15 protein-coding genes are annotated in these 13,987 nt (G+C 42.9%); 2 read left to right on the forward strand and 13 right to left on the reverse strand.

Annotated elements, in window-relative coordinates; all coding sequences use genetic code 11:
- Window positions 1-25 precede the first annotated feature (25 nt).
- The 6 genes from pyrF to typA form a co-directional block, all read right to left on the reverse strand.
- The gene (pyrF, locus tag HT679_RS07140) at window positions 26-721 is read right to left on the reverse strand and encodes an orotidine-5'-phosphate decarboxylase (RefSeq protein WP_173213796.1); all 696 of its coding nucleotides are present in this window, start codon (window positions 719-721) and stop codon (window positions 26-28) included.
- 232 nt (window positions 722-953) lie between these two features.
- On the reverse strand, window positions 954-2,174 hold the full coding sequence (locus HT679_RS07145; RefSeq protein WP_173213798.1) for a cell division protein FtsQ/DivIB: 1,221 nt from the start codon (window positions 2,172-2,174) through the stop codon (window positions 954-956).
- Window positions 2,175-2,183: 9 nt separating this feature from the next.
- Window positions 2,184-3,242 (reverse strand): UDP-N-acetylglucosamine--N-acetylmuramyl-(pentapeptide) pyrophosphoryl-undecaprenol N-acetylglucosamine transferase, encoded by a 1,059-nt coding sequence (locus HT679_RS07150; protein WP_173213800.1) that lies wholly within the window; start codon window positions 3,240-3,242, stop codon window positions 2,184-2,186.
- Between the two features lies 1 nt (window position 3,243).
- Window positions 3,244-4,596 carry a UDP-N-acetylmuramoyl-L-alanine--D-glutamate ligase gene (murD, locus tag HT679_RS07155; protein ID WP_173213803.1) on the reverse strand — a complete coding sequence of 451 codons (1,353 nt, stop codon included), beginning with the start codon at window positions 4,594-4,596 and terminating at the stop codon, window positions 3,244-3,246.
- A gap of 115 nt (window positions 4,597-4,711) precedes the next feature.
- The gene (locus HT679_RS07160) at window positions 4,712-4,966 is read right to left on the reverse strand and encodes a DUF3165 family protein (protein WP_000262803.1); all 255 of its coding nucleotides are present in this window, start codon (window positions 4,964-4,966) and stop codon (window positions 4,712-4,714) included.
- A gap of 19 nt (window positions 4,967-4,985) precedes the next feature.
- Window positions 4,986-6,827, reverse strand: coding sequence for a translational GTPase TypA (typA, locus tag HT679_RS07165; protein WP_000164111.1), 1,842 nt, complete (start codon window positions 6,825-6,827; stop codon window positions 4,986-4,988).
- A gap of 161 nt (window positions 6,828-6,988) precedes the next feature.
- Between typA and HT679_RS07170 the strand changes: the two genes are divergently transcribed.
- The gene (locus HT679_RS07170; RefSeq protein ID WP_173213805.1) at window positions 6,989-7,714 is read left to right on the forward strand and encodes a 16S rRNA pseudouridine(516) synthase; all 726 of its coding nucleotides are present in this window, start codon (window positions 6,989-6,991) and stop codon (window positions 7,712-7,714) included.
- 33 nt (window positions 7,715-7,747) lie between these two features.
- Here the strand turns inward: HT679_RS07170 and HT679_RS07175 are convergent, their stop codons facing one another.
- Complete coding sequence (locus HT679_RS07175; RefSeq protein WP_000259257.1) at window positions 7,748-8,131, reverse strand: rhodanese-like domain-containing protein; 384 nt, start codon at window positions 8,129-8,131, stop codon at window positions 7,748-7,750.
- Window positions 8,131-8,400, reverse strand: a complete 270-nt coding sequence (locus HT679_RS07180; RefSeq protein ID WP_033689072.1) for a YqgQ family protein — start codon at window positions 8,398-8,400, stop codon at window positions 8,131-8,133. Before HT679_RS07180 ends, HT679_RS07175 begins: the two co-directional genes overlap by 1 nt.
- A 62-nt stretch (window positions 8,401-8,462) precedes the next feature.
- Between HT679_RS07180 and HT679_RS07185 the strand changes: the two genes are divergently transcribed.
- Complete coding sequence (locus tag HT679_RS07185; protein ID WP_001222592.1) at window positions 8,463-9,371, forward strand: LysR family transcriptional regulator; 909 nt, start codon at window positions 8,463-8,465, stop codon at window positions 9,369-9,371.
- Window positions 9,372-9,424: 53 nt separating this feature from the next.
- On the opposite strand, the gene HT679_RS07190 is transcribed toward HT679_RS07185, so the two are convergent.
- Genes HT679_RS07190 through miaA form a run of 5 tightly spaced genes read right to left on the reverse strand, consistent with a single transcriptional unit; the run spans window position 9,425 to window position 13,876 of the window.
- Window positions 9,425-10,180, reverse strand: a complete 756-nt coding sequence (locus HT679_RS07190; RefSeq protein ID WP_173213807.1) for an SDR family oxidoreductase — start codon at window positions 10,178-10,180, stop codon at window positions 9,425-9,427.
- Window positions 10,181-10,200: 20 nt separating this feature from the next.
- Window positions 10,201-11,130, reverse strand: coding sequence for a ribonuclease Z (rnz, locus tag HT679_RS07195; RefSeq protein ID WP_173213809.1), 930 nt, complete (start codon window positions 11,128-11,130; stop codon window positions 10,201-10,203).
- Window positions 11,131-11,144: 14 nt separating this feature from the next.
- Complete coding sequence (locus HT679_RS07200) at window positions 11,145-11,768, reverse strand: cystathionine beta-lyase (RefSeq protein ID WP_173213811.1); 624 nt, start codon at window positions 11,766-11,768, stop codon at window positions 11,145-11,147.
- Window positions 11,761-12,999 (reverse strand): GTPase HflX, encoded by a 1,239-nt coding sequence (gene hflX / locus HT679_RS07205; protein ID WP_173213813.1) that lies wholly within the window; start codon window positions 12,997-12,999, stop codon window positions 11,761-11,763. Before hflX ends, HT679_RS07200 begins: the two co-directional genes overlap by 8 nt.
- Window positions 12,992-13,876 carry a tRNA (adenosine(37)-N6)-dimethylallyltransferase MiaA gene (miaA, locus tag HT679_RS07210; RefSeq protein ID WP_173213816.1) on the reverse strand — a complete coding sequence of 295 codons (885 nt, stop codon included), beginning with the start codon at window positions 13,874-13,876 and terminating at the stop codon, window positions 12,992-12,994. The genes hflX and miaA overlap by 8 nt, the downstream gene beginning before the upstream one ends.
- Window positions 13,877-13,987 lie beyond the last annotated feature (111 nt).

The raw sequence follows: 13,987 nt of genomic DNA on the forward strand, positions 1-13,987 counted from the left end.
ATTTTTCTACTCTAGTTCTTTAATTTCAGTCCTGTGTCCATTCATCCTTGATGGCATGATAAGCTGCAACAGGATCCTTAGCTTGGGTAATGGGACGTCCCACTACGATATAGTCACTACCGATTTGATAGGCATCAGCAGGTGTCATAACGCGTTTTTGGTCTCCAACTGCAGCTCCCTGTGGACGAATTCCGGGCGTTAAACAGATAAAATCTGGTTTGGTAGCCTGCTTGATGACTTGCACTTCCTGAGCTGAGCAAACAACACCGTCTAATCCAGCTTCAGCTGTCTTCTTGGCATAATGAATCACAGACTCTTGCAGGCTGGTTTGGATATTTTGAAAATCCTGCATCTGGGCTTCCGACGTTGAGGTCAGCTGAGTGACGGCAATCAATTTGGCTTGGTTTCCAAGACCTTCACGCGCAGCCTTCATCATCTCTACACCCCCAGCCGCATGAACATTGGTCATATCCACTCCAAGCTGAGACAAGACCTTCATTGCTGACTTGACTGTATTGGGAATGTCATGAAGCTTGAGATCCAAAAAGACACTATGATCCAAGCCTTTCAAGTAGGATACAATCTCAGGCCCTGTTGCGTAATAAAGCTCCATCCCTACCTTTAGATAAAGGCTTTCTTCCTCTGGAAAAAGAGCTAAAAATTTCTTGACCGCCTCAAAACTTGGAAAATCAAGAGCAATAACTGGACGATGTTCTCGCATAGGTTTCTCCTTTTACCTTTGCTAGTGAGAGAGTCTGGCCACAAGAAGCCACGAAAAAAGGAACCTGCCAACAGCAAGGTTCCACGAAAAATGGGTAGTCTCCACCCTTTCACCGTCTAACCTTAGCTGCCTCTCTGGACTGCTTTAAAGGTTTTCTATTATTCTATTATTTCTACTAGCACTTGTCAAGTAAAAACATGGTCACTAAAGAGCTATAGAAGAAAAGCTAAACCTAGCGACGCGATGAACGCTGACTTGTTTGGTTTCGATTGCTCTCTTCCTCTTGTTTTTTCTGTTCTTCTTCTAAACGTTTACGTTCTTCTTCCTGCTTTTTCTCGGCTTCCTTAGCCTCTTGTTTGGCTTTTTCCTCAGCTTCCATAATTAATTTATCCGCTACAGTGTAGCTGTAAATTCCAGCTTCCATGTCAATCACACTCGGTTCTGACAATTGTGGCTTAATCTTGCTGTAATAAGGCAATTTCTTGCTCATTTCAGACAGGGGAACCAAGACTTCGTCCGAATCATTCATGGTCAATCGAATTAAATCGGAAGTCACCTTGCTGGGAGCTAGTTCCACCTTTTGGATAGCTGCCTTGAGTTCTGGGCTAATTTGAGCAAGTTCTGAGACAAAAGCCTTGATTTGTTCGCTATCATTAAAGAGAACTGATATATAAGTTTCTGGCAAACTGACCAAGCTCACAGAACTAGTCTCAAGCTGACCGCTTGAAAGGATTGGATAATGATTTTCACCAGAAACATAGTAGGCCACAATATCGTATTCTTTAACCTTGATAGTAAACTTGGTTGGAAATTGATAGACAAGTTGAGCTGATTCAACCCAATAATTAGACTTGATCCGCTCTTCATATTTTGCCTTGTCTAGCAGAAGGTTAATCGTATAATCCGTATCCTGAATGCCTGAAGCCTGTCGAATATCATCAGCCGTAGTTTGAACCGTTCCCTCAACACGAATATCCTTCATGGTCGCATAAGGACTGAGTAAGTAGGCAGAGACAATCAATAAAAGCAGACTTGGAAATAAAATCGTTAAGGCTCGTAAGATATGAATACCAGGAATCTTTGCTTTGGCTGGTTTTTCTTTTGTAGCCTTTTTAGCAAGATTTTTATCCTGTTCCTCCTTCTCTTTAGACCCTGATTCTTCTATCTCTTCTTCCTCTTTATCAACCTCTGAGGATTCTACTTTTTCTTCAGACTCTTCCTTAGCTGATTCTGGGTCCTTTGGGTCAGATTCACTCTTCTGGTTCTCAGTTTCATCTGACTTTTCAGATTTTGAATCCATTCGAGCTTGTCTTTCCTTTTCCTTCTCCTCAGCTAGGGCTGCCTCTTCTTCAGCCTTCTTTTTTAGATATTCTTGGTTTCGTTTCTGCCATTCTGATAACTCTTTCAATTCTTCGAGGATTTCTTTGCCCTCATTTTTCTTATCTTTTGACATTTACTTTCCTTATGATAAATCTTTTTTCAACAATTGATAAAAATCTGCTAGAGATTTCAATTCCTTTGAAGCCTTCATCTTGGCTTGATAGTCTTCCTTGTGGCTTAGTAAGTGAGAAAGCTTCTCTTCCAAACTATCCAAGGTCAAATCGCTTTCTTGAAGCTCTTCTGCATAGCCTTTTTTTACAAAGTAAGCCGCATTTTCAATCTGGTCACCACGACTAGCTTCACGACCAAGTGGCACAATGATATGTAATTTTGCCATGGCCAAGAGCTCAAAAATCGTATTGGCACCACCACGTGTCACAACAATATCAGCCAATTCCATCAAGGGTTGATAGAGATTGGTTACATAGTCAACACGAAAGAGATTTTGGCTCAACTCGTTCAGACTAGAATCTCCAGTTAGATTGATAATATTGTAGCGCTCTGTCAGTTCTTTCTTATGGTCTGTCACCAATTGGTTAAAGACACGAGCGCCTGCAGAACCACCGACAAACAATACAGTTGGCAATTTAGGATTAAAGTGGGTTTGAATATCCACCAATTCATCGGGTTCTGGACTTTTTTGGTCTGAAACCTTGGTCACTGCTCCCACATGCTCGACCTTAGCCAAACTTGAAGCCTGTTCAAAAGTTGAATACATTTTCGTCGCAAATTTATAGGCGATTTTATTGGCCAAGCCCATAGATAGGTCAGATTCGTGAATAAAGACAAGCACTCCTGACACACGCGCAGCGATAACTGGCGGCACAGAGACAAAACCTCCCTTTGAAAAAAGGGCCTGTGGACGAATTCGTAACATGATAAAGAGCGATTGGACAATTCCCCAACCAACTTTAAAGACATCCAGCATATTTTGCCAAGAGAAATAACGACGTAATTTTCCAGTCGCAATGGGGTGGAAAGTGACATCCAAGCCTGACTTGAGGATTTCTTGGTGTTCAATACCACGCTTGTCCCCGATATAGTGGACTTCCCAACCATCTTCGATGAACTTGGGCATTAACAAAAGATTGAGGGTAACGTGTCCCACCGTCCCCCCACCTGTAAAGACAATTTTTTTCATATTATTCCTTTAACTCCGCTACTGTGTCGATAAAGAGGTCGCCACGTACTTCAAAGTTAGCATACATATCCCAGCTGGCATTGGCAGGACTGAGAAGAACCACATCTCCTTGAGTCGCAAGTTCATAGGCTTTGCGGGCCGCATCTGCAATGTCAGTTGCATCCACATATGCTACACCAGCCTTGTCTGCTGCCCGTTTGACACGTTCGGCAGACTGACCGAGGATGACCATCTTCTTGAGTCCAGTAATGTCTGGCACCAATTCGTCAAACTCATTCCCACGGTCCAAACCACCTGCAATCAAAACGACCTTGCTGTTGTCAAATCCTGATAAGGCTTTTTGAGTTGCCAAGATATTGGTTGACTTACTATCATTATAGAATTTGACACCCTTGATTTCATCCACAAATTGGAGACGGTGTTTGACACCACCAAAGGCTGAAAGAGTTTCTTTAATAGTTTGATTGTCTACACCACGGAGCTTGGCTACAGCAATAGTCGCAAGGGCATTTTCCACATTGTGGCTACCTGGAACACCGATTTCATTCGCTGCCATGACCACTTCCCCACGGAAGTAGAGTTGACCATCTTCCAGATAAGCTCCATCAACCTTTTCAAGTGTTGAGAATGGTACAACTGTAGCTTGTGTTTTAGTAGCCAATTCTTTTGCCAAGTCTTGGTTAAAGTTCAAGACAAGGAAATCAGCCGCTGTCATCTTGTTCTGGATATTCCACTTGGCTGCTACATATTCCTCAAAAGAACCATGATAATCGATATGAGTTGGCATGAGGTTGGTAATAACCGCAATCTCAGGATGGAATTCTTGAACACCCATGAGTTGGAAAGAAGAAAGTTCCATAACAAGAGTGTCCTTGTCTGTCGCTGTTTGAGCGACCTGACTGGCAGGATAGCCGATATTTCCTGATAAGAGACCATGTTGGCCAGCAGCAGTCAAAACTTCCCCAATCATAGTCGTTGTGGTTGTTTTACCGTTCGAACCTGTGATACCGATAATTGGCGCTTCTGAAATCAAGTAAGCCAATTCCACCTCAGTCAAGACTGGAATTCCCTTGGCCAAAGCCTTTTCAATCATGTGATTGCTATAAGGAATGCCTGGATTTTTTACCATGAGGGCGAACTCTTCATCCAAGAGTTCCAAAGGATGGCCACCTGTAATGACCTTGATTCCTTCTTCCAGCAAACTTTGCGCAGCTGGATTGTCCTCGAAAGGCTTCCCATCATTTACCGTTACAATGGCACCTAGCTTGTCCAACAAACGAGCTGCAGATTCACCAGACTTGGCCAAACCTAAAACAAGGACTTTCTTATTTTTAAATTGATCTATTACTTTCATGTCTCGAACTCCATTTCTACTCCTACTATTTTACCATTTTTATGGAAATAATTCTAAATGAAAATGCTCAGATTAGGCATTCTAACAAGCAAAAAGAGAGCCGAAACTCTCTTTTTTATCTTCTTTTACTTTTTTTGACTGGCATGAGTGTGATGTCTCTCACACTAAAGTAAGCTAGGATTAACATGGCTATTGCTAGGAATATTTCTGTTGGTAATTGAAAAATTTTCAGAAAAGATAGAGCCAACAAAACCAAAAGTGCCACTAAAATACATACCATAGCGACGATATTGACTGTCCCTTTAATGCTTTCTGGTGTTGCAAATACATAGAGTAGGAGCAGTAAAATTCCTAGGACTAAATAGACCATCTTTCTCTCTTTCTAGCTCTTATTCAGCTGATTTTTTCTTCTTGTTAGCTTTCTCACGCTCTGCTTTGTTAAGGATTTGTTTACGCAAACGGATAGACTCAGGCGTTACTTCCATGTACTCATCGTCGTTCAAGAACTCAAGAGACTCTTCAAGTGTCAAGATACGAGGTGTCTTGATAACAGCTGTTTGGTCCTTAGTAGCTGAACGAACGTTGGTCATTTGTTTCGCCTTAGTGATGTTAACTGTCAAGTCATTTTCACGAGAGTTTTCACCGATGATCATTCCTTCATAAACCTCAGTACCTGGGTTGACAAAGATCGTACCGCGTTCTTCGATAGACATGATTGAGTAAGTTGTAGCCTTACCAGCATCGATAGAAACAAGGGCACCACGGTGACGACCACCAATTTCACCTGGAATCAATGGCAAGTATTGGTCGAAGGTGTGGTTCATGATACCGTAACCACGAGTCATTGACAAGAACTCAGTTGAGTAACCAATCAACCCACGCGCTGGAACAAGGAAGACCAAACGAGTTTGACCATTACCAGTTGAAATCATATCCAACATTTCACCCTTACGTTCAGAAAGGCTTTGGATAACAGAACCTTGGTATTCTTCTGGAGTGTCGATTTGAACACGTTCAAATGGTTCGCATTTAACACCGTCGATTTCTTTTACGATAACTTCTGGACGAGATACTTGAAGTTCATAGCCCTCACGACGCATTGTTTCGATAAGGATTGACAAGTGCAATTCTCCACGTCCTGAAACAGTCCATTTATCTGGAGAGTCAGTTGGGTCGACACGAAGGGAAACGTCTGTTTGCAATTCTGCCTGCAAACGTTCTTCTACCTTACGAGAAGTTACCCATTTACCTTCTTTACCAGCAAATGGTGAGTTGTTAACCAAGAAAGTCATTTGAAGAGTTGGCTCATCGATGTGTAGGATTGGAAGAGCTTCAACTGCATCTGTCGGAGTGATAGTTTCACCGACAAAGATATCTTCCATACCAGAAACGGCAATCAAATCACCTGCTTTTGCTTCTTGGATTTCACGACGTTCCAAACCAAAGAAACCGAAGAGTTTTGTAACACGGAAGTTTTTAGTTGTGCCGTCAAGTTTAGAAAGGGTAACTTGGTCCCCAACCTTAACAGTACCACGGAAGACACGACCGATACCGATACGACCAACGAAGTCATTGTAGTCCAAAAGTGATACTTGGAACTGCAAAGGCTCATCTGAGTTATCTACTGGAGCTGGGATATGGTCGATAATCGTGTCAAAGATTGGTGCCATAGTAGCTTCCTGGTCAGCTGGATCATCTGACAATGAAGAAGTCCCGTTGATAGCTGAAGCATACACCACTGGGAAGTCAAGCTGGTCGTCATCAGCACCAAGCTCGATGAACAGTTCCAAGACTTCGTCCACTACTTCTGCTGGACGAGCTGATGGTTTATCGATTTTGTTAACAACCACGATTGGGACAAGGTCTTGTTCCAAAGCTTTTTTCAATACGAAACGAGTTTGTGGCATAGTTCCTTCGTAGGCATCTACGACCAAGACAACACCGTCAACCATTTTCATGATACGCTCAACTTCTCCACCGAAGTCCGCGTGTCCTGGTGTGTCCATGATGTTGATACGAGTTCCGTTGTAAGCAACAGCTGTATTCTTAGCAAGGATGGTAATTCCACGCTCTTTTTCGATATCGTTTGAGTCCATAGCACGCTCAGCCAATTCAGTACGTGCATCAAGAGTCTCTGATTGTTTCAATAATTCATCAACAAGGGTTGTTTTACCGTGGTCAACGTGGGCGATAATCGCAATGTTACGGATATCTTCTCTAAGTTTTGTCATGATTTCCTCTATAATATTCAAAATTTATTTTCTAACTGAACGATTATACCATAATTTCAGGTAAATAACATAACTCAAGCAAGTGTAAATGTTTTCACTATGCTTTTCTTTTCACATCAAGCCTTTTCAAAGCAAGCGACTTATGATAAGATAGGCACAGTATGCGTTTAGATAATTTATTAGCCCAAGAAAAAATCAGTCGAAAGGCCATGAAACAAGCCTTACTAAAAGGAGAAATTTTAGTCGATGCTTGCCCAGCCCGCTCCTTAGCCCAAAACATCGATACAGGACTACAAGAACTCCTTTATCAGGACCGAATCATTCAAGGCTATGAGCACACCTACCTTATGCTTCATAAGCCTGCTGGTGTCGTTACAGCCAACAAAGACAAGAAACTTCCAACAGTCATGGATCTCCTTCCGCCTGACATCCAGTCTGACAAGCTCTATGCCGTCGGCCGACTGGACCGAGATACGACAGGACTCCTCCTCTTGACCGATAACGGTCCCTTGGGCTTTCAGCTCCTCCATCCCCAATATCATGTGAATAAGACTTATCAAGTTGAGGTTAATGGACTTCTAACACCTGACCATATCCAAGCATTTCAAAAGGGAATTGTCTTTTTAGATGGCACTGTCTGTAAAGCTGCAAGACTAGAGATTCTATCTGCAAGTCCTTCCTTCAGTCAAGCCTCCATCACCATTTCAGAAGGAAAATTTCATCAGGTTAAGAAAATGTTTCTCTCGGTTGGTGTCAAGGTGACCTCCCTCAAACGCACCCATTTTGGCCCTTGGAGCTTGGATGAAAACCTGCAAGAGGGAGACTATCGCTCCCTCAACTCAGAAGAGCTGACAAGCATTCGTGAATTTCTCAGAAAAAGTGGTTAAAAAATGAGCTCGGAAACATCCAAGCTCGTTTTCTTATTTCTCAACTTTGACTTTCCCTTTCCAAGAATCCAGTCCATAAGAAAGGATATAAATCTCAGAAAAACCTTGTTTTTTCAAGTAAAGGGCCGCATTTGTGACACGTTGCGCACGTTGGTTTTCGTAGAGAAGGACAGGTTTGTCTTTACGCAGGGCTGCAAGACTAGTCTTCAACTGACTTGAAGGAATATTACGGGCACCAAGGATATGTTTTCTGTGGAATTCTGCTGGATCACGCAAATCAATCAATTGACCTGTACGAATCAAGGCTTCAAATTCCTCATTATCCACAATTTTAGCCGCACGGCGAATACGAAGATAGTTAAAGCCCATCCACGCCAACATTGCCAGTATAAGTGCCCACAAAATCCAAGTAACCATTAGTTCTTTTCTCCATTTTTCTCAATATAATCCAATTCTACCTTGTGCTCTCTGCGAAGAACCGCTTCCGCTTCCAGATAATCCAGTTTGTCCATCAGCCCTGCATCGTAAATCCGAGAGAGTTCCAACTTCATCAGTTCAATATCATATAAGCGTTTTCCCATATAAACAATAATACCAAATCGTTTGAGGAATTGCTGCACATCATAGAATGTTTTCATAAGACTCATTCTAGCAAATTTTTGTGTTTTTTTCAAGAAGAGACTCACACAATACCTTGATTTTCCTATCTTCCTTGGCGATTCTGACGCAAGTGTGGTACAATAAAAACATGAGAATTCAACAATTACATTATATTATCAAAATCGTCGAAACTGGCTCCATGAATGAGGCAGCCAAGCAACTCTTTATCACTCAGCCGAGTCTTTCCAATGCTGTGAGAGATTTGGAAAATGAAATGGGTATTGAAATCTTTATCCGCAATCCCAAGGGCATTACCCTGACCCGTGATGGAATGGAGTTTCTCTCTTATGCCCGTCAGGTTGTCGAGCAAACTCAGCTTCTGGAGGAACGCTATAAAAATCCTGTCGCCCACCGTGAACTCTTTAGCGTTTCGTCTCAACACTATGCCTTTGTGGTCAATGCCTTTGTATCGCTACTCAAGAAAAGCGATATGGAAAAATACGAACTCTTCCTTCGTGAAACTCGTACTTGGGAAATTATCGATGACGTCAAGAACTTCCGTAGTGAGGTCGGTGTCCTATTTTTGAACAGCTACAACCGTGATGTTTTAACCAAGATGCTGGATGACAATCATCTGCTGGCTCACCATCTCTTCACAGCACAACCGCATATCTTTGTCAGCAAGACCAATCCTCTGGCAAAGAAAGACAAGGTCAAACTATCTGATTTGGAAAACTTCCCTTATCTCAGCTATGACCAAGGGACGCACAACTCCTTCTACTTTTCAGAAGAGATTCTTTCCCAAGAACACCACAAGAAATCCATCGTAGTCAGCGACCGTGCTACCCTCTTTAATCTCTTGATTGGTTTGGATGGATATACCATTGCAACAGGGATTTTGAACAGCAACCTCAACGGAGACAATATCGTTTCTATCCCACTGGATATTGATGACCCAATTGAACTGGTCTATATCCAGCATGAGAAAACCAGCCTATCTAAGATGGGCGAACGCTTTATCGACTATCTACTAGAAGAAGTCCAGTTTGATAGTTGATAAATGATAAGAACCAATATGTAGGCTAGCAACAACCTGCATATTGGTTCTTTTTACTTATAATTAAAAGTCTCCCCTGCCAACTTATCAGCTAGCTTAGGAAAGAGGGTATAAAACTTATGGGCTAGGTTCAACAACATCGGTAGATTGAGTTCTCGTTTGTTTTTTCCTATAATCTTGACAATCTTTTTAGCCACTGCATCTGACTCTAGCAGGAAGCGTTCAACCGACTTAAGATAGGTACCATCTGGGTCGGCTTGGTCAAAAAATCCTGTTCGGATTGGTCCTGGATTAACCGTCGTTACATAAACACCATAGGACATGAGTTCGAGGCGCAGAGCATTTGAAAAACCAATGGCCGCAAACTTGGTCGCTGAGTAGAGACTAGACTTGCCAGTAGCGATCAAACCTGCCATGCTAACAATATTGATGATATGGCCTTTTCGACTTTCCTTCATTCGAGCCGCAAGGCGACGAGACAGATTCATTAGGGCAAAGGTATTGACCTCGAACATCTGATGAATATCTTGGTCGGAAATCTGGTCAAATTCCTCAAAAATCCCGTAACCAGCGTTGTTAATCAAGACATCAATCTTGCCATAGCGGAGATAGAGGTCAGTTACCAGAGTTTCTAAGGCTGAATCATCGGTAATATCGATTTCAATCAATTCTGCACAGGGATGATTTCTGTAGATTTGGACTAATTTTTCCTTATTTCGACCAAGCAAGATGAGTTGGTCATTGGGCAGGAGTTTGACCATTTCTTGGGCTAGACCACCGCTAGCTCCGGTAATGAGAATAGTAGACATACTTATCCTTTCTCAAGCTTTTAGATTTCCACTTCTTCCAAGTCTTTGACCACATGGACATTTTCAAAAACACTAGCAGCGTCTTTCTTGAGTTTGCTGATATCTTTTGAGAGAAAACGGGCACTGATATGGTTGAGCAAGAGGCGTTTGGCACCTGCTTCTACCGCTACTTGTGCAGCTTGCATGTTAGTAGAGTGGCCATGGTTACGAGCAATTTTTTCATCACCCTTGCCATAAGTGGATTCATGGACAAGGACATCGGCATTAACAGCCAGACGCACACTGGCACTAGTTTTTCGGGTGTCACCAAGAATAGTGATAATCTTACCTGGACGTGGCGCTGAGATATAGTCAGCTGCCTTGATTTCAGTCCCATCTTCGAGAACAACGTTCTGACCGTTTTTGATTTTTCCAAAAAGTGGGCCAAATGGGACGCCAGCAGCCTTGAGCTTTTCAGCATCCAAGGTACCTTCTAGGTCCTTTTGCATGACACGATAGCCAACACAGAAAATAGTATGATCCAGCTCCTCTGCATACACCGTGAATTTATCGGTTTCAAGGATTTTTCCTAAAGAATCTTGGTCAAACTCATGAAAATGAATACGGTAAGGCAGGCGCGAACCGGACACACGAAGACTGGTTAAGACAAAGGACTTAATCCCTTGCGGTCCATAGATTTCCAAATCTGTCTGCTCTTCATTGGCCTGAAAGGCACGGCTAGAAAGGAAACCTGGCAGACCAAAAATGTGGTCTCCATGCAAGTGAGTGATAAAGATTTTGCTGACCTTACGTGGTCTAATTGTGGTTTCCAGAATGCGATTTTGCGTACCTTCTCCACAGTCAAAGAGCCAGACTTCGTTAATCTCGTCCAAAAGTTTCAGGGCGAGACTTGAAACGTTGCGGGCTTTAGAGGGCTGGCCAGCCCCCGTTCCTAAAAATTGAATATCCATTCGATACTTCCTAATTAATCAATATATAACATGGCTGTGCGGTTTTCCGATCGGAAATAGCGCTTGCCAGAAAAAGCAGTAGCTTCTTGTAATAGCTCCTCTTGGCTGTATCCTTTAAGACGCTTGCGACCATCAGCCAAGCTTTCCAAATCAGTCAAAGCTGTTAGACTCTCCATGCTAACAACTTCCTCATCTCCAACAGCCTTCATGTAAATCTTGCCAGACTCCTCAAAGACCAGTTGATGGGGGAAAATTTGCGCAATTTCAAAAAGCAAGTCATCTGAGATTACCTTTTCATTTTCAGAGAAAATCCGACCCAGACCCTCACTCTCATAGCAAAAACCAAAGGATTTACCAGACAGGTTAAGGCGAATAAAAGGTTTGTTTTCAAGAGTGAAACTAGGTTCAGCATTGTAGAGATTCAGTTCCTGACTGACTTCTGCAAAATAATTCGTCGCAGTCTCAGGACTCTTTTTCTGGTATAGCTCTGCAAAGTAGGCATTGACCACACTTGGCGGAGGTGTGATAAGTGTCAACTGCTCCTGCTCTGTCTTGCCAGCTAGAAGCTGATCCAGATAGACCTTGTCCAGATTTGTATAGCCCCCATATTTTAGAGCCAACGTTTTAATATCAGTCATAAAATTCCTCTAACCTCCATTTATTTTTCTCAGAAATGTAGCCTGTAATCACTTCTCCATCATCTTGGTAGTCACGATCTTCAAGAATCGCAACACTTTCTAAATCATGAATCTTGTAGGACTTTGAAAAAGGCACTCGCAGGGTAAAGGGTTCGAAAATATCCTTGATTTTCTCTAAAAACAAAGCCTGCAAATTCTCACGACTATCCTCAGACTTGGCAGAAATGAGGGCATAAGGCGTTTGGGTAGGCGTGAAATCTTCCACCAAATCCGCTTTATTATAGAGGGTCAGGCGAGGAATATCTTCCATATCTAAGTCTTTCATAATAGACAGAACCGTTTTTTCATGCTCCTCATGGTAAGGATTGCTGGCATCGATAACATGAACCAGAAGGTCCACATGCTTGCTTTCTTCCAAGGTCGACTTAAAACTGGACACCAACTCTGTCGGCAAATCTTGGATAAAGCCCACGGTATCTGTCAAAGTTACTTGAAGATTGCCCCCCAGATGGATACTCTTAGTCGTCGCGTCCAGAGTCGCAAAGAGCTCGTCAGCCTCATACTGGGTTTTACTGGTCAAGGTGTTCATAATAGTTGACTTCCCAGCATTGGTGTAACCAATCAAACCAATCTTAAAGGTGCTGGACTCCAGACGTTTTTCTCTGATTGTGGCCCGATTTTTCTCAACCACCTTGAGTTGGCGCTCGATATCCGTGATTTGATTGCGAACACTACGACGGTTCAACTCCAGCTGGCTTTCACCAGGACCACGGGAACCAATTCCCCCTGCCTGACGGCTGAGCATAATTCCCTGACCAACCAAGCGAGGCAAGAGGTATTTGAGCTGGGCTAGGTGAACTTGGAGCTTCCCTTCATGGCTTCGAGCTCGCATGGCAAAGATATCCAAAATCAACTGCATACGGTCAATGACCTTAACACCCAGAACTTCTTCTAGATTGACATTTTGCCTTGGGGTCAGACGGTTGTTGACGATGACAGTGGTGATTTCTTCTGCATCCACCATGAGGGCAATTTCTTCCAACTTACCAGAGCCGACGAAGGTCTTAGAATCATACTTTTCACGTTTTTGTCTGTAGCTATCTACAACGACTGCCCCAGCTGTCTTAGCTAGACTGGCCAATTCTTCCATAGAGAGATCAAAATTGTCCATGCCCTGCAATTCTACACCAATGAGCAGGACCCGTTCCTCTTTTTTCTCCGTTTCAATCATCTAAAAACTCCTCTATCTGGCTTAAAATTCGGTCTTGCACACCAGCTTCTCCAATCTGATAAAAGGTGACCTGCATGCGATTACGGAACCAGGTCAACTGACGCTTGGCAAAACGACGGGTCGCCTGTTTGAGGCTCTCACTAGCTTCCTCCAAACTCTGCTCTCCACGGAAATAAGGAAAGAGTTCCTTGTAACCAATTCCTTTAGCAGCCTGCACATCAGGGTAATGGTCAAAAAGCCACTTGGCCTCATCCAAAAGCCCAGCCTCAAACATCAAATCCACTCGATGATTGATTCGTTCATATAATTGACTGCGCTCATCATCCAAGCAGATAATCAGCGGTTCATATAGACTCTCTTGATTTTCCAAATCCTGACCAAAATGAGCAATTTCCAAGGCACGCATAGCACGACGACGATTAAACTGGGGAATCTCAAGACCTGCTTGCGCCACCAGATGAGCTAATTCCTCATCTGTATAAGGCTCCAAACTAGCCCGATAGGTCAAAATCTCTTCATGGGGAGTCTCCCCACCCAGGTGATAACCTTCTAGCAAACTCTGGATATAAAGTCCTGTTCCACCAGCGATAATAGCAAGCTTGCCACGGCTGTGAATATCCTCAATAGCCATCTTAGCTTCTGAAACAAAATCAAAAGCCGAGTAAGACTCGGTTACCTCTCTAACATCGATTAAATGATGAGGAACAGTTGCCTGCTCTTCTAGACTAGCCTTAGCCGTTCCAATATCCAGACCTCGATAGACTTGCTGGCTATCTCCACTAACCACTTCGCCATTAAAACGCTTGGCCACTTCAATGGCTAGAGCCGTCTTTCCAACTGCAGTCGGTCCAACAATCACAATTATTTTTGTTTTCATCTTTTTTCCTTGAAAAATTCCCATTTTTTCGTTACTATTATTATAACACAAAAAGGTCAGTCAGAAAAATGTGACCTCTTGAGGAGGCTGGCTGATTAAGAAGATAAAGGA

The organism is Streptococcus sp. 4886 (assembly GCF_013276485.1).
Classification (GTDB): Bacteria; Bacillota; Bacilli; order Lactobacillales; family Streptococcaceae; genus Streptococcus.

What these genes read in the sequence shown, in the direction of transcription:
- HT679_RS07150 (WP_173213800.1), bottom strand. Translation starts at nt 3,242, where the DNA reads ATGAAAAAAATTGTCTTTACAGGTGGGGGGACGGTGGGACACGTTACC.
- HT679_RS07185 (WP_001222592.1), top strand. Translation starts at nt 8,463, where the DNA reads ATGAGAATTCAACAATTACATTATATTATCAAAATCGTCGAAACTGGC.
- HT679_RS07200 (WP_173213811.1), bottom strand. Translation starts at nt 11,768, where the DNA reads ATGACTGATATTAAAACGTTGGCTCTAAAATATGGGGGCTATACAAAT.
- rnz (WP_173213809.1), bottom strand. Translation starts at nt 11,130, where the DNA reads ATGGATATTCAATTTTTAGGAACGGGGGCTGGCCAGCCCTCTAAAGCC.
- pyrF (WP_173213796.1), bottom strand. Translation starts at nt 721, where the DNA reads ATGCGAGAACATCGTCCAGTTATTGCTCTTGATTTTCCAAGTTTTGAG.
- HT679_RS07175 (WP_000259257.1), bottom strand. Translation starts at nt 8,131, where the DNA reads ATGGTTACTTGGATTTTGTGGGCACTTATACTGGCAATGTTGGCGTGG.
- HT679_RS07145 (WP_173213798.1), bottom strand. Translation starts at nt 2,174, where the DNA reads ATGTCAAAAGATAAGAAAAATGAGGGCAAAGAAATCCTCGAAGAATTG.
- typA (WP_000164111.1), bottom strand. Translation starts at nt 6,827, where the DNA reads ATGACAAAACTTAGAGAAGATATCCGTAACATTGCGATTATCGCCCAC.
- murD (WP_173213803.1), bottom strand. Translation starts at nt 4,596, where the DNA reads ATGAAAGTAATAGATCAATTTAAAAATAAGAAAGTCCTTGTTTTAGGT.
- HT679_RS07190 (WP_173213807.1), bottom strand. Translation starts at nt 10,180, where the DNA reads ATGTCTACTATTCTCATTACCGGAGCTAGCGGTGGTCTAGCCCAAGAA.
- miaA (WP_173213816.1), bottom strand. Translation starts at nt 13,876, where the DNA reads ATGAAAACAAAAATAATTGTGATTGTTGGACCGACTGCAGTTGGAAAG.
- HT679_RS07170 (WP_173213805.1), top strand. Translation starts at nt 6,989, where the DNA reads ATGCGTTTAGATAATTTATTAGCCCAAGAAAAAATCAGTCGAAAGGCC.
- HT679_RS07160 (WP_000262803.1), bottom strand. Translation starts at nt 4,966, where the DNA reads ATGGTCTATTTAGTCCTAGGAATTTTACTGCTCCTACTCTATGTATTT.
- hflX (WP_173213813.1), bottom strand. Translation starts at nt 12,999, where the DNA reads ATGATTGAAACGGAGAAAAAAGAGGAACGGGTCCTGCTCATTGGTGTA.